At 37.4% G+C, this 19124-nt stretch carries 15 protein-coding genes; 6 read left to right on the forward strand and 9 right to left on the reverse strand.

Annotation, left to right across the window (positions count from 1 at the left end):
- Nucleotides 1-9 precede the first annotated feature (9 nt).
- The 5 genes from A5821_RS11290 to A5821_RS11310 all read right to left on the reverse strand — a co-directional run bounded on the left by A5821_RS11290 (nt 10) and on the right by A5821_RS11310 (nt 3774).
- Nucleotides 10-573, reverse strand: a complete 564-nt coding sequence (locus A5821_RS11290) for a hypothetical protein (protein WP_086314673.1) — start codon at nt 571-573, stop codon at nt 10-12.
- A gap of 27 nt (nt 574-600) precedes the next feature.
- Nucleotides 601-1323: a hypothetical protein gene (locus A5821_RS11295; protein ID WP_086314674.1), complete on the reverse strand. Its 723-nt coding sequence runs from the start codon at nt 1321-1323 to the stop codon at nt 601-603.
- Nucleotides 1324-1335: 12 nt separating this feature from the next.
- Entirely contained in the window at nt 1336-2232 is an 897-nt protein-coding gene (locus A5821_RS11300; RefSeq protein ID WP_086314675.1) for an ABC transporter ATP-binding protein, read from the reverse strand.
- Between the two features lie 33 nt (nt 2233-2265).
- The gene (locus tag A5821_RS11305) at nt 2266-2472 is read right to left on the reverse strand and encodes a hypothetical protein (protein ID WP_086314676.1); all 207 of its coding nucleotides are present in this window, start codon (nt 2470-2472) and stop codon (nt 2266-2268) included.
- A 405-nt stretch (nt 2473-2877) separates the two neighbouring features.
- Nucleotides 2878-3774: a helix-turn-helix domain-containing protein gene (locus A5821_RS11310; protein ID WP_086314677.1), complete on the reverse strand. Its 897-nt coding sequence runs from the start codon at nt 3772-3774 to the stop codon at nt 2878-2880.
- A gap of 243 nt (nt 3775-4017) precedes the next feature.
- Between A5821_RS11310 and A5821_RS11315 the strand changes: the two genes are divergently transcribed.
- A complete protein-coding gene (locus tag A5821_RS11315) occupies nt 4018-4737 on the forward strand; it encodes a glucosamine-6-phosphate deaminase (protein ID WP_086314678.1) in 720 nt (239 codons plus the stop codon).
- A 47-nt stretch (nt 4738-4784) separates the two neighbouring features.
- Here the strand turns inward: A5821_RS11315 and rpoC are convergent, their stop codons facing one another.
- From rpoC to A5821_RS11330, 3 genes are all read right to left on the reverse strand, one after another.
- The gene (gene rpoC, locus A5821_RS11320) at nt 4785-8438 is read right to left on the reverse strand and encodes a DNA-directed RNA polymerase subunit beta' (protein ID WP_086314679.1); all 3654 of its coding nucleotides are present in this window, start codon (nt 8436-8438) and stop codon (nt 4785-4787) included.
- Nucleotides 8439-8596: 158 nt separating this feature from the next.
- On the reverse strand, nt 8597-12214 hold the full coding sequence (gene rpoB / locus A5821_RS11325; protein WP_170923027.1) for a DNA-directed RNA polymerase subunit beta: 3618 nt from the start codon (nt 12212-12214) through the stop codon (nt 8597-8599).
- Nucleotides 12215-12581: 367 nt separating this feature from the next.
- Nucleotides 12582-13154: a hypothetical protein gene (locus A5821_RS11330; protein WP_086314681.1), complete on the reverse strand. Its 573-nt coding sequence runs from the start codon at nt 13152-13154 to the stop codon at nt 12582-12584.
- Between the two features lie 492 nt (nt 13155-13646).
- Between A5821_RS11330 and A5821_RS11335 the strand changes: the two genes are divergently transcribed.
- The 3 genes from A5821_RS11335 (at nt 13647) to A5821_RS11345 (ending at nt 16535) form a co-directional block, all read left to right on the forward strand.
- A complete protein-coding gene (locus tag A5821_RS11335; RefSeq protein ID WP_086314682.1) occupies nt 13647-14624 on the forward strand; it encodes an ABC transporter substrate-binding protein in 978 nt (325 codons plus the stop codon).
- A gap of 157 nt (nt 14625-14781) precedes the next feature.
- The gene (locus tag A5821_RS11340; RefSeq protein ID WP_086314683.1) at nt 14782-15732 is read left to right on the forward strand and encodes an ABC transporter permease; all 951 of its coding nucleotides are present in this window, start codon (nt 14782-14784) and stop codon (nt 15730-15732) included.
- The gene (locus A5821_RS11345; RefSeq protein WP_010771951.1) at nt 15732-16535 is read left to right on the forward strand and encodes an ABC transporter ATP-binding protein; all 804 of its coding nucleotides are present in this window, start codon (nt 15732-15734) and stop codon (nt 16533-16535) included. The genes A5821_RS11340 and A5821_RS11345 overlap by 1 nt, the downstream gene beginning before the upstream one ends.
- A 62-nt stretch (nt 16536-16597) precedes the next feature.
- Here A5821_RS11345 and A5821_RS11350 read toward each other — a convergent pair whose 3' ends face one another.
- On the reverse strand, nt 16598-16810 hold the full coding sequence (locus tag A5821_RS11350) for a zinc ribbon domain-containing protein (RefSeq protein WP_086315695.1): 213 nt from the start codon (nt 16808-16810) through the stop codon (nt 16598-16600).
- A 205-nt stretch (nt 16811-17015) separates the two neighbouring features.
- On the opposite strand from A5821_RS11350, the gene A5821_RS11355 reads away from it, so the two are divergent.
- Both A5821_RS11355 and A5821_RS11360 read left to right on the forward strand, forming a co-directional pair.
- Nucleotides 17016-18002 carry a biotin--[acetyl-CoA-carboxylase] ligase gene (locus tag A5821_RS11355; RefSeq protein WP_086314684.1) on the forward strand — a complete coding sequence of 329 codons (987 nt, stop codon included), beginning with the start codon at nt 17016-17018 and terminating at the stop codon, nt 18000-18002.
- 132 nt (nt 18003-18134) lie between these two features.
- On the forward strand, nt 18135-19121 hold the full coding sequence (locus A5821_RS11360; RefSeq protein WP_170923028.1) for an LPXTG cell wall anchor domain-containing protein: 987 nt from the start codon (nt 18135-18137) through the stop codon (nt 19119-19121).
- Nucleotides 19122-19124 lie beyond the last annotated feature (3 nt).

A 19124-nucleotide genomic window follows, 5' to 3' on the forward strand; every position in this document is an offset into this window, starting at 1 on the left:
ACATTCTCCTTACTTTTTAATGCGAATATCTCCAATGGTGTTAATTTCTATAACTTCATCCTGATCTTTACTTGTATCTGGAACTTCTAAAACTTCTCCACCATTTTTGGCGGTCGTCACATACTTACCTTGAAAATCTTGTGGAACAGTAACATCAACATTTCCTACGATTGACTCTATTTTTAAATGTTTTATACTTGCATTTTTGCCTAAGAAAATCTGCATTTCTAGTTCACTTTTCCCATCGTTACTTGGCATCAATTTGAAGCCATCTATATCAGATAATGTAATTTCCAAATTCGCTTTCTTAGCCGTTGTCTTATTGAGTTCTTTTTCTGTTTTATCAGATACTTTTCCAGCTAATTTAACTACTGTTTTTTCTTTATCCGTTTCAATGATCGTGGTCTTAACATTTTGTTCTGCACCCAATAACGATAGCGATTCAATCACATCTGTTGAAAGGCTCCATTCTTTCGTTATGTCTTTTGTTGTTTTATCTGAGCGCATCGTTGTATAGCCGACAAGGAGAACAGCTGCGACCACAAGGATCAAAATCATTAATTTCTTTTTCATATGATTCACTTCTTTCTTCTCTTTTTATTATTTAAAATCTCTTTCTTTGAACAAAGTATAGCTGCATACATAAAATATAATGCTGTAAACTAATGCACTACTAAAAACAATTACAAATGTCTGGTTTGATACATTTTGATAGTCCGTCAATTGTCTAATATTAGTAAATAATAACGTGTCTAATAATGAGTTGGCTGCTGAAAAATAGCTTGAAACAAAACTTGAGGCGAGCCCTTCTCCTACTAAAATTAGTGCCACAAATACCGCAGTTGCAACATTACTTGATTTAATTACATTAAACAACAACACACCTATAAGACTGACTGCAAAATATAATGGCAGTTGTAACAACATTATTTTTGCCATTTCAAACAGAGAAAACCCGCCACCTGTAAACCACACCGTACTTGCTAATGATCCTGTATAAATTACTAAAAAGATAAATACCAGAATAAAGGTTAATGCAACTTTACTTAGAAAATATACCCATCTTTTAATCCCAAAAATCAATGAATTATTGACGACCCGATTCATAAACTCATGACCCCAAACAATAATAAAAATATTGATCATAAAAATTGAAACAAAAATCGAAGCACTGGATAAGCCATCTTGGATCACTTCTAAACTCGGTGTATCATCTCTCACTATTCCAAAAAATATTCCGAATAAAATTAAACCTGCGACTGAATAAAAACCAAGTTTTCCTTTTAAAATTCTATAAGTATCTGATTTTAATAGATTTAACATATAAATTCCCCTTTACTCTGTTAATTTTAAATAGTAGTCTTCTAGACTTTCTTCTTTGTATGAAAAATAAGTAAGATACAATTGGTTGTTAAATAGAACCTGAGAAATGCTTGGCATTTCAGACTTTTCTGCACTAACTACTAATCCAACATCATCACTATTCACGACATAACCTTCTTTTTCTAAAATATTCTGGCATTTTTGATTGTCTATGCTCGATAATAGAATTGTTTTTTTACATTCATTCTCAAGTTCTTGTGTTGTCACTTCTTTAATCAATTTTCCTTGATGAATGATTCCGTATCTTGTCGCTATCATGGATAATTCTGATAAAATGTGACTTGATACTAAGATAGTCGTTTTGTACTCTCTATTTAATTTTTTTATGATTTCTCTAATTTCAACTATCCCTTGTGGGTCCAAACCATTGGTTGGTTCATCCAAAATAAGTAGATTAGGGTTATTCAAAATAGCTAACCCAATACCTAAGCGCTGCTTCATGCCTAAAGAAAAGTCTTTAAACATTTTCTTACCAACAGATCCTAGCCCAATAAACTCAAGCACTTCTTTAATACGATTTTTCCTATCAGGTAAATTCATTTGGATAGCATAATAATTCAAATTCTCTTGGGCAGATAGGTAGGGATAACATGCTGGTGATTCTATTACAGCACCAACTTTTATTTTTTCCTTACCATTAAAAAATTCGATACTACCTGAACTTTTCTCGATTAAATTCGTTAACATCCGAATAAAAGTTGTCTTACCTGCACCATTCTTGCCAATAAATCCGTAAATATCTCCTTGATTGATCGTCATTGAGACTTCATTTACTGCATGATAATCTTTATATTTCTTTACTAAACTCTTCGTTTTTAATAAATAGTTATTCATTCTAACTTCCTGCATGTTTATCACTCCTATGATTTAACTGGATTTTCTTCATTTTATTTCTAGTACTTCAACATCTTCTACATTCAAATAGTCAAAAAGTAATTCCTTTTCTGTTTTTTGAGGGAGCATAACAATTTTCAATAGCTCGCCTCTATTAAGTATTTTCAGTAATTTATCTTCATTACCATCATTTACAATAACTAATTTTCTATGTATAACTTCTTCATCCTCAATAAAATATTTTATCTTTGTCATGAATATCCCCTCCCTTTTTAGTAGCTAATTATTTATGTTTTTTCTCTCATGTTATAGTTTTATACTTACTCAAGTTATTCTTTTTATATTCTCCACCAAAGATTGCATAAGATACTCCATAATTTCATACTCTAATTCCTCCTTTCCTTTTCTATTTAGGTCTTCCTGATATGTATTACTCTACTGTTTTATCCTTTTTTCTAACAGGACATCTTTGTCATTTTTTATAATCCTTACTAGAACTCGTTAGCTCCTTTCAAGTTTTTTTGCTCTGTATCCTCTTTACATGTATTACTTTACTGCTTTCTGTCTTTTTCTAACAGGACATCTTTGTCCGGTTATTAACATTCCTAAATAATTAGAAAAAAAACCGTGGAAACATAATTATGTCTCCACAGTCTATAATTAACTATTTAAATCTTCTTCCCATTCTTGCTTAATTCTATCTGATAATAGCTCCTCACCATGTAATTGAGCAAGTAATATTGCATCATTATACTTTTTATTCCCATTTTCTAGGTGATTAAAATACAACCAATACTTTCCTTCAAGCATATCAATGATCGGTTTTTGATGAAAGTCCTGACTCATCTTCATTATAGTATTTGAAATCTTTGTAATATTCAAAATTTTATCATATCTATTAGAAATAATATATAGACCCATTATCGTAACGAGAATTCTATTTAGGAGAATCAAGCCAAACTCCGAGCTGTAGTTTACTTGTTCCAATATCTTCTCCACCAAAGTATCAAACTCTTGATTATCAAAAGGCTTATAAAAACAACAGGCAAAATATAAATCTACAATTAACAAATCATTTTCAGAAAACTCTCTTTTTTTCCTGATTTGAAAAAAATAGTCTTGTAGTATTCCTTCACCAAAATCGATTTTCTTTGAAAGATTTACATCATTTTGTGCCTGAGCAGTATCCATTAAAAGTTGCTCTTCTTCAGGTAAAGTCTCGTAGTAGTCTTCATATATTTCCTCAAAGGTGTCCTCGACCATTTTTTTCATCGCATCATTATATTGCGGAGGTCTTTTGAACAAATTCATTTTCAACTGGATATAGCGTTTAGGCAACGTGATTTCATCTTCGTTAATTAGGTGTGAAATAGGTAGAGAAAGTTGTTTTGATATATATGTAAGTTTCGGTAGTGTGGGTAATGACTCTCCAGCTTCTATTCTAGAAAGTTGTCTAACAGTCAATTCTAGCTCATCATCACAAAACGCTTCTCTACTTTGACCTTTTTGTTCTCGAAACATACGGATTTTTTTTCCTAATTCTAACTTTATATCCATAATTTCACCATCCTCAAACCCCTATTTGTTCAGTATGTTAATTATATTTTAGTCTAAGTATAATTACAACTACTTATCAGGAAATTTTTTATTTATTGACTGCCATTCAACCAAGCTACTGTAATTCTGAACTTATTGGTACACAAAAGATATATACTAAACTCATATCTTCTACAAAAATCCCATTGACATGGGATGGTTCCCATATGATAAGTTAAATAAAAAGAAGGAGCTGTTCAAAAAATGAAAATTATTATTGAAGAAAACTACGAAAAAATGAGCCGAGTTGCTGCAAATATTCTACTAGGTAAAATGTACCAACAAAAACGAGTAAACTTAGCTATAACCGCTGGCTCAACACCCATTAAAATGTATGAATACTTAGTTTCAGATGTAAAAAACAAATCTTATCTTGATAATGTTCATTATTACAACTTCGATGAGATCCCGTTCAAACAAAGAAAAGGATATGGCGTAACCATGACAAACCTCACTAATCTTTTCTTTAAACCAGCAGACATTCCTGAAAGCCAGATTCATCCTTTAGACGAAAATAACTACAAAACTCAAGATAAAAGAATTGAGCAAGATGGCAGATTAGATTTGATTTTATTAGGAATCGGAGCAGACGGTCATTATTGCGGAAACCTGCCAGGAACAACCAAATTTGAAGATTTAACTTCTTATGTAGGAGAAAATGCTACTGAAAATATGAAAGAGATCTTATTAAGTGAAGTCGGCGGAGATGAAAATGAACGCCCAGACTTTTATGTGACGATGGGACCAAAAAGCGTGATGCATGCAAAAGAAATTGTACTCTTTGCTACGGGCAAGAAAAAAGCCGCTATCATCAAACGCGCTTTCTTCGGTCCAATCACAAATGAAGTACCCGCTTCTTTATTACAAACACACCCTAATTTAACGATTGTTTTAGATCAAGATGCAGCGTCAGAACTTGATTAAACAAAAAAGGCTTGAAATCGATTGATTTCAAGCCTTTTTATTATCTATTATTTATTCAACTCATTCAAAGCATCTTCAGCAGCCATTTGTGCTTCAATATCAGAGATACTGTAGACATTTTCGCTCGCTACGCCAACTTCTTTTGGTTCCATGTTACGGTAACGAGCCATACCAGTACCAGCTGGGATGATCTTACCGATGATAACATTTTCTTTCAAACCAAGTAATGGGTCTTTTTTACCACGGATCGCAGCATCTGTTAACACACGAGTTGTTTCTTGGAATGACGCAGCAGATAAGAAACTATTTGTTTCTAATGATGCTTTTGTGATTCCTAGTAAGACTGGACGGCTTGTTGCAGGAACGCCGCCGGCTACTAATGTGTCGTAGTTACGATCTTTAAATTCAGCGATATCTAGTAATGTACCTGGTAAGATTTCAGTATCACCTGGATCCATGACACGAACTTTACGAAGCATTTGACGAACCATTACCTCGATATGTTTATCGCCGATTTCCACCCCTTGCATACGGTACACACGTTGTACTTCACGCAATAGGTAGTTTTCAACAGATAATACATCGCGAACTTGTAGTAATTGTTTAGGATCGATCGAACCTTCTGTCAACGGCTCACCACGATGGATCGTATCGCCTTCAGCAACTTTCATACGAGCTGTATAAGGAACTGTATACGTACGAGTATCTGTTTTCCCTTTGATTGTTACTTCTTTTTGACGTGTTGCAGGATCTTCAGAAATATCGATAACTTCACCGGTAACTTCTGTGATAACTGCTTGTCCTTTCGGATTACGTGCTTCAAAGATTTCTTGGACACGAGGTAGACCTTGAGTAATATCATCTCCGGCAACCCCACCTGTATGGAACGTACGCATTGTTAACTGAGTGCCAGGTTCACCGATTGATTGAGCGGCAATTGTACCAACTGCTTCCCCAACTTCAACACCAGAACCAGTTGCTAAGTTACGGCCGTAACAGTGTTTACATACACCATGTTTGGTGTTACATGTAAATACGGAACGGATCGTTACAGTTTCAACACCAGCATCTACGATTTCTCTTGCAAGATCTTCTGAAATCAGTTGATCTTCGCCAATAATCATTTTGCCAGTTTCAGGATGCATCACTGATTTACGAGTGTAACGTCCTAGTAAACGTTCTTCTAAAGGTTCAATGATTTCATTCCCTTCACGAATAGATTGAATCACTAGACCACGGTCAGTTCCACAATCATCTTCACGAATGATAACATCTTGGGCAACGTCAACTAAACGACGAGTCAAGTAACCTGAATCGGCAGTCTTCAAGGCTGTATCGGTCATCCCTTTACGAGCTCCATGGGTAGAGATAAACATTTCCAAGACAGAAAGTCCTTCACGGAAGTTCGAGATGATCGGTAGTTCCATGATACGGCCGTTCGGTGCGGCCATCAGTCCACGCATACCAGCAAGCTGAGTAAAGTTGGAGATGTTACCACGGGCTCCAGAATCTGACATCATGAAGATTGGATTTTTAGCATCCATACTTTCGATCAGTTTTTGTTGGATCTCATCTTTAGCTTTATTCCAAACAGCAATAACACGTTCATAACGTTCGTCATCTGTAATCAGACCACGACGGAATTGTTTCGTAATATTTTCTACTTGTTTATGGGCATCATCGATGATTTCTTGTTTTTCATGCAACACCATGATATCAGCGATACCAACAGTCATACCAGCATGAGTAGAATGTTTATAACCTAAGTCTTTCATTCTATCAAGCATCTTAGAAGTTTCAGTGATATGGAATCTCTTGAATACTTCAGCGATAATATTTCCTAAGTTTTTCTTCTTGAATGGTAAGACTAATTCTTGTGCTTTAATATGCGCAGGAATATCTGTACCAGCTTCTACAAAATAATTGTCAGGTGTTTGTACAGTTAAGTTGTAATCTGTTGGTTCATTCAAGTAAGGGAATTCCACAGGCATGATTTCATTAAAGATAATCTTACCTACTGTTGTAATCAAAATACGTTCTTTTTGCCAATCCGTAAACGGTTTGTCGCCAAGTAAGGTTGTTTGAACACCGATACGTGAGTGTAAATGTACGTATCCATTACGCCATGCTAAAACAGCTTCGTTCATGTCACGGAAGATCATACCTTCCCCTTCACGACCGTCTTCTTCCATTGTTAGGTAGTAGTTACCTAAGACCATATCTTGAGAAGGCGTTACAACTGGTTTACCATCTTTTGGATTCAAAATGTTTTGAGCAGCTAGCATTAACATACGTGCTTCTGCTTGTGCTTCTTCGTTCAACGGAACGTGAACGGCCATTTGGTCTCCATCGAAATCGGCATTGTAGGCTTCACAAACTAATGGGTGAAGACGGATTGCACGACCTTCAACTAACACTGGTTCAAAGGCTTGGATACCAAGTCTGTGTAGTGTAGGTGCTCGGTTAAGCAATACTGGATGCTCTTGAATGACTTCTTCTAAGATATCCCAAACTTCATCTTCTCCGCGTTCGATTTTACGTTTTGCGTTTTTGATGTTTGTTGCGATTTCACGTTGAACTAGTTCACGCATCACAAATGGTTTGAATAATTCAATCGCCATTTCTTTTGGTAAACCACATTGGTACATCTTCAAGTTAGGCCCTACGACGATAACTGAACGACCAGAGTAATCCACACGCTTACCTAGTAAGTTTTGACGGAAACGACCTTGTTTCCCTTTTAGCATATGAGAAAGAGATTTCAATGGACGGTTACCTGGTCCTGTAACAGGACGACCACGACGACCATTATCGATCAATGCATCGACTGCTTCTTGCAGCATACGTTTTTCATTTTGAACAATGATGTTTGGCGCATTTAAGTCTAATAAACGTTTCAAACGATTGTTACGGTTGATTACACGACGGTATAAATCGTTCAAGTCAGAAGTCGCAAAACGACCACCTTCTAGTTGAACCATTGGACGTAAATCTGGTGGAATTACAGGAATAACATCCATAACCATCCAGCTTGGTAAGTTTCCAGAGGCACGGAATGCTTCTAAAATGTCCAAACGGCGAATTGCACGTGTTCTTTTTTGACCTTGGGCAGATTTCAACTCTTCTTTTAGTTGAGCTACTTCGCCATCTAAGTCAACATTGTCTAATAACTGTTTAACAGCTTCTGCACCCATTGCGGCTGAAAAACCTTGACCATATTGATCACGTTTATCGCGGTACTCACGTTCTGTTAATAATTGTTTTTTCTCTAAAGAAGTATCTCCAGCATCAATTACCACGTATGACGCAAAGTAAATGATCTCTTCCAACGCACGAGGACTCATATCTAAGACAAGACCCATACGAGATGGAATACCTTTGAAATACCAGATATGTGAAACAGGTGCTGCTAACTCGATATGTCCCATACGTTCACGACGAACTTTAGAACGAGTTACTTCTACACCACAACGGTCACAAACGATACCTTTATAACGAATACGTTTGTATTTTCCACAGGCACATTCCCAGTCTTTAGTTGGACCGAAAATGCGTTCACAGAACAAACCTTCACGTTCAGGTTTTAACGTACGGTAGTTAATCGTTTCGGGTTTCTTTACTTCACCGTAAGACCAGCTTCTGATCTTTTCTGGAGAAGCCAAACCTATTTGCATACTTTCGAATTTATTTACATCGATCAAAAGGGATTCCCTCCATTTCTTGATAGGAAAAGTTAGGGTGAGAAGAAAATTGCAGTATTTTTTAATACTCATTTTCTTCCACCAGCTGTCTCAACTCTGTTTTTGCAAAGAGTGTTGAGACAAAACTAACTTGACAATTTTAATAAGACTCTAAACAATTAGTCTTTTGTATCTTCTGCAGTTTCAATTTCTTGTTCAAGAACTGCATCAGCCGCTTCTTTTGCTTCAGCTGCTTCTTTTTCTAATTGTTTCGCTGATTGTTGTTCGGCAAATTTTGTTAGGGCATCAACTGTGATCAAGTCATCATCATCGTCATCCATATCACGTAATTCGATTTCTTGTTCTTCAATGTCCAATACGCGCATATCTAACCCAAGTGATTGTAATTCTTTCACCAATACGCGGAATGATTCAGGTACGCCTGGTTTTGGAATTGGTTCACCCTTGACGATGGCTTCGTATGTTTTCACACGACCAACCACATCATCAGATTTGTACGTTAAAATTTCTTGTAATGTGTAAGCTGCACCGTATGCTTCCAGTGCCCACACTTCCATCTCCCCAAAACGTTGTCCACCAAATTGAGCTTTACCTCCAAGTGGTTGTTGGGTAACAAGTGAGTATGGTCCAATAGAACGGGCATGTAATTTATCATCAACCATGTGGGCCAATTTGATCATGTACATCACACCAACAGAGATACGGTTATCAAATGGTTCACCTGTACGTCCGTCGTAAAGAACTGTTTTCGCGTCACTAGCCATACCAGCTTCACGAACAGTCTCCCAGACATCATCATCATTCGCACCATCAAATACTGGTGTTGCGATGTGGATACCTAACTGACGAGCAGCCATACCCAAGTGCAATTCTAGTACTTGTCCGATGTTCATACGTGATGGCACCCCTAATGGGTTCAACATGATATCGATTGGTGTACCATCTGGCAAGAACGGCATATCTTCTTCCGGCATAATACGGGATACAACCCCTTTATTACCGTGACGACCGGCCATTTTATCACCTTCGTTGATTTTACGTTTTTGAACGATATATACACGAACTAACATGTTTACGCCTGGAGATAATTCGTCTCCGGCTTCACGAGTAAAGATTTTCACATCATGAACGATCCCGCCGCCACCGTGAGGTACACGTAGAGATGTATCACGAACTTCACGGGCTTTTTCACCAAAGATAGCATGTAGTAAACGTTCCTCAGCAGATAACTCAGTTACCCCTTTAGGCGTTACTTTACCTACTAATAGGTCGCCGTCTTTGACTTCAGCACCGATACGGATAATTCCCATTTCGTCAAGATCTTTCAAAGCATCTTCCCCGACGTTTGGAATTTCACGAGTGATTTCTTCAGGGCCTAATTTTGTATCACGAGCTTCTGATTCATACTCTTCAATATGGATAGAAGTATAGACATCATCTTTCACCAAACGACGGCTCATGATGATCGCATCCTCGTAGTTATACCCTTCCCATGTCATAAATCCGACAAGTACGTTTTGTCCTAAAGCCATTTCTCCTTCTTCCATAGAAGGTCCATCTGCTAATGTATCGCCTTTTTCAACTTTTTCGCCTAAAAGAACGATTGGACGTTGGTTGTAACTTGTACCTGAATTTGAACGACGGAATTTTGTTACCATATATTTATCTAATGCGCCATTGTCACGGCGAACGCGTACTTCTGATGCATCCACATATTCAACGACACCATCATGTTTACATAGTAAAGCGGCACCCGAGTCATGTGCTGACTTGTATTCCATACCAGTTCCCACAAGTGGTGAACGAGGTTGGATCAACGGTACTGCTTGACGTTGCATGTTGGCACCCATCAAGGCACGGTTGGAGTCATCGTTTTCCAAGAAAGGAATACATGCTGTCGCAACTGCTACTACCTGTTTAGGTGAAACGTCCATGTAATCGACTCTATCGATCGTCACTTCAAGGTTTTCACTTTGCAGACGTGCCATTACCAATTCTTCCGCGAACGTTCCATCGTCATTCAAACGTGAGTTTGCTTGCGCTACGATGTAGTGATCCTCTGTGTCGGCAGTTAGGTAATCTACTTTGTCGGTTACTTTTCCTGTAGCACGATCTACACGACGATACGGTGTTTCGATAAAGCCAAATTTATTAACTTTAGCATAACTTGACAAGCTATTGATCAATCCGATATTCGGGCCCTCAGGCGTTTCGATCGGACACATACGGCCATAGTGGGAATAGTGAACGTCTCGAACTTCATAGCCGGCACGGTCACGAGTCAAACCACCAGGTCCTAAGGCAGATAGACGACGTTTGTGTGTCAACTCACCTAGAGGATTTGTTTGATCCATGAACTGTGATAACTGAGAAGAACCAAAGAATTCTTTGATACTTGCCACTACTGGACGAATATTGATCAATTGTTGTGGTGTCAATGTTTCAGTATCTTGAATAGACATTCTTTCACGAACCACACGCTCCATACGAGCTAAACCAATACGGAATTGGTTTTGTAGTAATTCACCAACTGAACGAATACGACGGTTTCCTAAGTGATCGATATCATCTACGTTACCGATGTCTTCTTGTAAGTTAAAGAAATAACTCATTGAAGCGACGATATCTGCTGGACGAACAGTCTTCACACTTGTATCAGGATAACCATTACCGATTACGTTAACGATGCGCTCTGGATCTTTTGGAGAAAGAACTTTGATTACTTGAACTGTCATTGGTTCAGTAACTACACCATCTTCACTTGGGTAATACGTTACGCTGTTTAAGCCGTTATCGATATGTTCACCTAATGTTTCCATTACTTGGTGGGTCAATACTGTCCCTTTTTCAACAATGATTTCACCAGTTTCAGCATCGATCAATGTTTCTCCCAAAGTTAGGTTCAATAAACGAGTTTTTAAATCTAATTTTTTGTTGACTTTGTAGCGACCAACGTTCGCTAAGTCATAACGTTTCGGATCGAAGAAACGAGCGTTCAGTAAGTTACGAGAACTGTCAGCCGTTTTCGGCTCACCAGGTCGAAGACGCTCATAAATGTCTTTCAAGCCTTCTTCAGTACGAGAATCGCTGGCATTTTTGTGTAAATCCTTTTCGATCGTATTACGTAAGCTTAATGTTTCACCGAAAATTTCAAAAATCGTATCATCAGAGCCAAAACCTAAAGCACGAACTAATACAGTCAAAGGAATTTTACGCGTACGGTCGATACGTACGTAAGAAATGTCTTTTGCATCAGTTTCCATTTCTAACCATGCACCACGGTTAGGGATTACTGTTGAGCCAAAGCCTTCTTTACCATTTTTATCTACTTTTCCATGGAAATAAACACCTGGTGAACGTACTAATTGAGAAACGATAACACGTTCTGCACCATTGATGATAAATGTTCCCATTTCAGTCATTAGAGGGAAATCACCGAAGAATACTTCTTGTGATTTGATTTCTCCAGATTCACGGTTCGTCAATCGTAGAGTAACGTGTAACGGTGCAGAATAGTTTGCGTCATGTGCACGCGCTTCTTCTACCGTATACTTAGGTTCTTTTAATTCATAATCCACAAATTCCAAAGATAAGTTTCCTTGAAAATCATCGATCGGTAAAATGTCCTCAAACATTTCTCTTAATCCTTCATCTAAAAACCATTGGTAAGAGTCTGTTTGAATTTCGATCAAGTTAGGTAACTCTAACACTTCACTGATCCGGGCGAAACTTCTACGTTCGCGGTGTTTTCCGTATTTTACTACGTGTCCAGCCAAGCTCTTCACTCCTCTAATTAAAAGTCTATCAAAACACTAACCGAAAATATTTCTTTAATATTACAAATATTAAATATTTGTAATATTGAGCATTTTTTGCAGTTTTTAGGCAAAAAAAAACCAAAAATAGAATGTGCTCTTGAAAATTTCTCGTGCGTCTCTACTTTTGTTTCCCTATTAAAAACCGGAACGGACAATATTTCGCTCCTGCTTTGTCATTTTTCAGATAGTTTTTGCATCTATACATTGTACTTCCTTCTATAGTAAAAGTCAAGGGTTTCTGAGAGTTTAAAATACTATTTTATTCACAAAAAAAGACACTCGATAAAAACTCAAGTGTCTTTTTCACAGATTCTATTATTTTATCTTACTGAACCGTAGTTTCTCCAGTAATTTCAGCGCCTTCTTTGTCTAAAGTAGCAGAAGTTTTATATTCTTCTTTTTCAAACATTACGTTACCTTCAACTTTTGTTCCATTTAAGACAAAACCATTCGCTTTAACTAAGATATCTCCTTTAACAGTTCCGTTAACGATATTAAAGTTTTCTGTTTCAACAATTAGTTTAGGAACCGTTACTGTATACTCAGCTGTCACTTTTTTATCTGAATCTTGCGCGTATAATGCTAGTTTTCTATAAATATCGCCAGATTTTTCACCTTTATCATGAAACTCACCTGCAACGGTCACATCTTTATCAAACGTCAGATCTGCTGTTGCTGCAACGATCCAATTTCCATCTTTACTTAATGCTTTTTCGATTACTTCTGGTTTATCACTGATTGACGCACCACTTACTGCATCCACACTTGAACTCATTGATGTTTCTGTTTTGCTATCAGACGAACTGTCTTTAGAAGCTTTATTATCACTGTTACATGCACCTAACACCAATACTGTTGCTGCTAATGTTCCTAATGTAATCAATTTTTTCGAAATCATATACATCCTCCTAATTATTTACTATTTATTCAATTAAATAGTAGCATGAAATCGTTTAAATTCACAAAGATATCTATTTCAATGGGTACTATTACGATTAATTTAAAAAATTCACAAAATCACATCCTTTATACGAATCTTCAGAAAATTTAAAATAATCTGTTGACATCCACCTCTATTTTCCTATATACTAAACACAATTCAATTTGCGGAGGGATTTTTATGACACACTCAATCAACGCACAACTGAATAAAGCTTACTTTAGCTACTTTAGATAGTTTTGTATTCATGCAATCGTGGGTACAAACAGCAAAAACCTGTTTTTGTATCTATGATGGCTAGAGCGCTTTGTATTGAACAAACAGCCACGTAGACAATCCTAAGTGGCGAATAAAGAAGTGTTTACCTACGACTTTTATCAATCCATTTAGGCATATTGTCTGAATGGATTTTTTGTTTTATCAACATCAACTAAAACTGGAGGAATCAGAATGAAAAAGAAACTAGTAGGACTAAGTATCATATCGGCCGTAGCATTATTGGCTCTCGGAGCATGTGGAGATGGGAAAAAGACGGACAGCGGTGCAAATAGTGATAATAAAAAAATCGGTGTTTTACAACCCGTTGAACACGGCTCATTAGATGCTGCATTTGAAGGATTCAAAGAAGGTTTAGCCGAAAATGGTTTTAAAGAAGGCGACAATTTAACGATTGAATACAGTAATGCCCAAAATGATCAAGCTCAATTAAAAAGCATGAGTGAAAAATTAGTCAAAGAAAAACCAGATCTACTTTTAGGCATTGCGACACCTGCTGCACAATCACTATTGAACGAAACAACAGATATTCCGATCCTAGTCACAGCAGTTACCGACTTAGTCAGCGCTAAATTAGTAAAATCAGATGAAAAACCTGGCGGAAATGTAACTGGAACTACAGATATCGTCCCAATCGACAAACAAATCGCCTTATTGTTGAACATCGTACCAGAGGCAAAAACTGTCGGAATTATGTATAACGCAGGTGAAGCAAATTCTAAAATACAAGCAGACATGGCAGAAAAAGCTTTAAAAGATGCTGGAATCAAGTCAAAAGTTTTAACTGCTAACTCAACCAATGACGTACAGCAAGTAACAACTAGCTTAGCAAAAGACGTCGATGCAATTTACATTCCAACAGACAACACATTTGCTTCGGCTGCAGCTGTCATCGGCGAAGTAGCCAAAGAACATAAAATCCCTGTTATCGCTGGTTCGATCGAGCAAGTAGAAGAAGGCGGATTAGCAACAGTCGGGATCGATTATAAATCACTTGGTAAACAAACAGGTGTCATGGCGGCGAAAATTCTAAAAGGTGAAGCAAAACCAGCTGACATGCCTGTTGAAAAAGCCAAAGACTTAGAACTGTTCGTAAATAAAGACATGGCAAAAGCCTTGGATATTGATCCAGATACTATCAAAGCACCTTAATTGAATTTTGTGAGTGGGACATAACTCTTCGAGCCATATCCCACTCACGTGAAATCAAGATAAACGGTGAGAGCAGAAGCAATTCCTTTTTATTTCTTGGGATTAAGCATTCCTGTCCCAACCTCTACATAAAAATTATTGAAAGAAGCTGATTTTATTGTTAGACATATTACTTTCCTCAACCTCTCAAGGTCTTTTATGGTCCTTATTAGCCATCGGAGTCTTTCTGACTTACCGGATTTTAGACATTGCCGATTTAACTACCGAAGGAAGTTTCCCTTTAGGCGGAGCTGTCGCAGCGGTTATTTTAGCGAAAGATCCAACGACTTGGCCTGCACCGATCCAGTCTTTATTTGACCTTCATTATATGATAGCACCAATTGTTGCATTGATCATTGCTTTTATCGCTGGTATGCTAGCGGGACTTGTTTCAGGACTTTTACACACAAAATTAAAAATCCCCGCTTTATTAGCAGGAATCATTACTATGACTGGACTCTATAGTATCAACTCACGAATCATGGGCGCTCCAAATATTTCATTGATTGGTACAGATTCAATTTTCTCTCATGCTCAGTCATTAGGCTTAACGAAAATCAACAGTGCCATCGTTGTCGGTTTGATCATCGTGCTTTTAGTTATCGTCTTGCTCGTTCTATTCTTCAAAACTGAAATCGGCTTAGCCACTCGTGCAACGGGCGATAATATCGATATGAGTGAGGCTAACGGAATCAAAACAGACAATATGAAGATCATCGGCTATATGCTTTCAAATGGTTGTATTGCGTTGGCTGGCGCTTTGCTTGTACAAAATAATAACTTTGCGGATTTAAACTCAGGAATTGGAACCATCGTTATCGGTCTTGCTTCGATCATCATTGCAGAAGTTCTCTTTAAAAACAAATCATTAGGTCTGCGTTTGATTACGATTGTGATCGGTGCTATTTTGTACCGCTTCATACTAGCTTGCGTTTTAGAATTACGTGTTGATCCAGCAGACTTGAAACTATTCTCCGCGATCATTCTAGTTATTTGTTTATCTTCACCATTGATACAAAAAAAATTAGGACTTTCTAAACTCGGAAAACGTAAAGGAGGCGCAAATTAATGGAGCCTGTATTAACAATCAAAAACTTACACCAATATTTTGAACGTGGAACAGTCAATGAAAATCACGTATTAAAAGGGATTGATTTAACAATCAATCAAGGGGAATTCATTACGATCATAGGTGGAAATGGCGCTGGTAAATCGACGTTATTAAACAGTATCGCAGGTACTTTACCGATCGAAGAAGGCCAATTAGCTTTAAACGGCAAAGACATCACTAAACAGCGCGTTGTCGCTCGCTCCAAACAGATCAGCCGTGTTTTCCAAGATCCTAAAATGGGGACTGCCGTTCGTTTGACTGTGGAGGAAAATATGGCGCTTGCAATGAAACGTGGTAAAAAACGTGGTTTAGGCAACGGCGTTCGCAAAGCTGATCGTACTTTTTTTAAAGAACAGTTAGCTAGTTTAAATTTAGGACTCGAAAATCGTTTAGGTGCAGAAATCGGCTTATTATCTGGTGGTCAACGCCAAGCAATCACCTTACTGATGGCAACGTTGATTCGTCCAGAATTGATATTGTTGGATGAACATACTGCAGCACTTGACCCTAAAACCTCGATCACAGTTATGGAACTGACTGAAAAATTGATTCAAGAACAAAACCTGACAGCATTTATGGTCACACATGACATGGAAGATGCTATTCGTTATGGCAACCGTTTGATCATGCTTCATCAAGGACAAGTCGTGGTAGATGTGCCTGCTGAGCAGAAAAAAGATTTGACTGTAAATGAATTGATGGACATGTTCCATAAAAATAGCGGCACTGAATTAAAAGATGATCAATTATTATTAGTTTAAATAAAAAAAGGAACCCAATTGCACAATGTAATTGGGTTCCTTTTTTGTTCCTATGGTGGTTATTAACCACCCATTAAAAAGTCTAAAACATTCCAGCCGTCTGATGTTTGCCCACGGTATAGTTCCGTAAAGCCGCATCTTGTACAACTGACCGTAATAAATTTTTTATTTTGCACATCAAATATTTTCGCAAAGTTTCCCCCTGTTGCTTGAAACTGATCGGAAACATAATGTTCATTCCCACACTTATCACAAACATATTGCTGCTTTTCCATTCTTACCCACTCCATCTCTATAAACTCTCTATTCGATGAACAATCAAACACATTGTCCTTCGTTCCTGTCATGTAAGTATAGCAAGCTTTCAAAGAGAAATCATACATCCTAAGAAGGATTTTTTCCTCCTCTTTTAGGCGTATCGCGGTTGACCCGCCTTCCTCCCATCAGATACAATGAAACTACTATAAAGGAGCGAAGTATATGTCTACTAAAAGTCAGGTGTTAACTCTATTAATGAAACAAGCCCCAGCATTTATTTCTGGTGAAGAGATGGCTCAAGAACTTTCCTTGTCTCGAACTGCCATCTGGAAAGCAATCAATGAATTGAAAAAAGAAGGACATCTTATCACTAGCAGCCGCAACAAAGGCTACTCCTATGATAAATCAGATGTTTTATCTATAGAAGGAATTCGTCTAACTCTAGAACCTACAGCTCCCGATCTTTCAATCACTGTTTTAAACGCCTCAGAGTCCACAATGAAAGATGCTAAACTAGCTGCAATCAACGGTGAACCAAATAATACATTGATCGTAGCAGATATCCAAGAAGCACCCAAAGGACGATTCGGCCGACCGTTCTTTTCAAAGGCTGGCAGCGGCATCTACATGAGTATGCTGCTAAGGCCTAATCAAAATTTCGAAGAAATGGCGCAATATACTGTGATTATGGCCGTCGCCATCGCACGTGCGATGGATACTTTGGTCAAAGTTAAAACAGAGATCAAGTGGGTCAACGACATCTATATCAATGGGAAAAAGGTCTGTGGTATTTTATCAGAAGCCATGAGCGATGTTGAATCTGGGCAAATCTCGAATGTCATTATCGGTATGGGTATCAATTTTTCTTTGAAACAAAACGAATTTCCAAAAGACCTAAGAGAAAAAGCAACCTCCCTATTTCCAGAAAATGAACCAACTATCACAAGAAACGAATTGATCGGAGCAATCTGGAATCAATTTTACGCCATACTAAATCGACTACCAGAACAAGGTTTCTTAGAAGAATACCGCCAAAAATCTTTTGTCCTTGGCAAAACAGTTTCATTTACACAAGCCGGAGTCGACTATAAAGGGATTGCTACAGCAATCAACGATCATGGTGAATTGGTTGTTCAACTTCATGATAAAACAGAAAAAGTACTTTCTTCTGGAGAAATCAGTCTTAGTAAAATAAACCCGACGGTTTAGACCACTTGCCAAACAAAAACATTAAGAATTCCTTAAGAAAAAAGATTCTTTTCTTACAACTATTTGCTATATATTTCACTTATGTTACATTTGTATTGCGAATGATACGAATATTACAAAAGGAGAATGATTATGAAAAAATTGGTTTTTTGTTTGGTTGCATTATCGTTTGCGCTTCCAATCACAAGTTTTGCAGAGGAAACAACATCTACATCTGAACCTTCACAAATTGAAAGCTCTTCGGAAGTAGCAGCTTCAACACAAAACACAGAAAAAAATGATGAGAAAACAGTTGATAGCAGCGTTTTTTCCACATTAGATTCAAGTGCTACAGAAACATCCAGTACGATTCAAAATATGTATGACGGCGTCAATCTTCTTTCCACAACAGTAGTTGTCTTTCCAGAAGAAAAAGTGACCGCTGAATTGCTTTCCAAAGATGCTGGGTTTCATGGTACTGCATATAGGGATCTTAAACTGTTAGAAGAGGCTTCAACAGAAAAATTAGGAAAAAATTCAGTCAAAGTGAGCTTCATGCTTTATCCATTGGAAGAAAATCAAGGAGACAAACAAGAAGTTAAGCTAAATATGCAGTACTTAGTAGCAAAATCTAGCCCTACTTTTGATATTCAATTCGTCTCTTATGACTCGGATAACAATCAAATTAAGGGGAAAATTGTGGCTACAGATGGTGCTTCAACAAGTAACGTTGCCGTTTACGGTGGGATGATTGACAGTCTGCCTACAAGTATAAAAGAGTTCTACCCGTATACAAATTGGGGTGTTCACGCTCCCATTTTGACGGACGCGGAAGGTTATTTTACCCTTCCGTATAAAGATAATTTCACTTTTACAGTTTTTTCTCCAGAAACAGGAGATTATTCACCTATATGCACATTGAATGACAAAACCTTTGCTGGAGCAGCAGTTGGTACAGCAGATAGTTCTACACCAGTTAAAAGCACCGAGTCATCAACTGCTAAAAAAGAAGAACAGAAAAAAGGCCTGTTCCCAAATACTGGAGAAAAGAAAACTGTTTACTATTCAATTGCTGGTATTGCCATTATTTTATTAGCTATACTATTTCTTTTCATTAAAAGTAAAAAGAATAAAGGTTAATTT

The sequence above is a fragment of the Enterococcus sp. 7F3_DIV0205 genome (genome assembly GCF_002141365.2).
GTDB lineage: Bacteria > Bacillota > Bacilli > Lactobacillales > Enterococcaceae > Enterococcus_L > Enterococcus_L palustris.

Bases quoted from the DNA above. Each gene is read 5' to 3' on its own strand.
- A5821_RS11290 (WP_086314673.1), bottom strand. From the start codon at position 573: ATGAAAAAGAAATTAATGATTTTGATCCTTGTGGTCGCAGCTGTTCTC.
- A5821_RS11295 (WP_086314674.1), bottom strand. From the start codon at position 1,323: ATGTTAAATCTATTAAAATCAGATACTTATAGAATTTTAAAAGGAAAA.
- A5821_RS11300 (WP_086314675.1), bottom strand. From the start codon at position 2,232: ATGCAGGAAGTTAGAATGAATAACTATTTATTAAAAACGAAGAGTTTA.
- A5821_RS11305 (WP_086314676.1), bottom strand. From the start codon at position 2,472: ATGACAAAGATAAAATATTTTATTGAGGATGAAGAAGTTATACATAGA.
- A5821_RS11310 (WP_086314677.1), bottom strand. From the start codon at position 3,774: ATGGATATAAAGTTAGAATTAGGAAAAAAAATCCGTATGTTTCGAGAA.
- A5821_RS11315 (WP_086314678.1), top strand. From the start codon at position 4,018: ATGAAAATTATTATTGAAGAAAACTACGAAAAAATGAGCCGAGTTGCT.
- A5821_RS11330 (WP_086314681.1), bottom strand. From the start codon at position 13,154: ATGATTTCGAAAAAATTGATTACATTAGGAACATTAGCAGCAACAGTA.
- A5821_RS11335 (WP_086314682.1), top strand. From the start codon at position 13,647: ATGAAAAAGAAACTAGTAGGACTAAGTATCATATCGGCCGTAGCATTA.
- A5821_RS11345 (WP_010771951.1), top strand. From the start codon at position 15,732: ATGGAGCCTGTATTAACAATCAAAAACTTACACCAATATTTTGAACGT.
- A5821_RS11350 (WP_086315695.1), bottom strand. From the start codon at position 16,810: ATGGAAAAGCAGCAATATGTTTGTGATAAGTGTGGGAATGAACATTAT.
- A5821_RS11355 (WP_086314684.1), top strand. From the start codon at position 17,016: ATGTCTACTAAAAGTCAGGTGTTAACTCTATTAATGAAACAAGCCCCA.
- A5821_RS11360 (WP_170923028.1), top strand. From the start codon at position 18,135: ATGAAAAAATTGGTTTTTTGTTTGGTTGCATTATCGTTTGCGCTTCCA.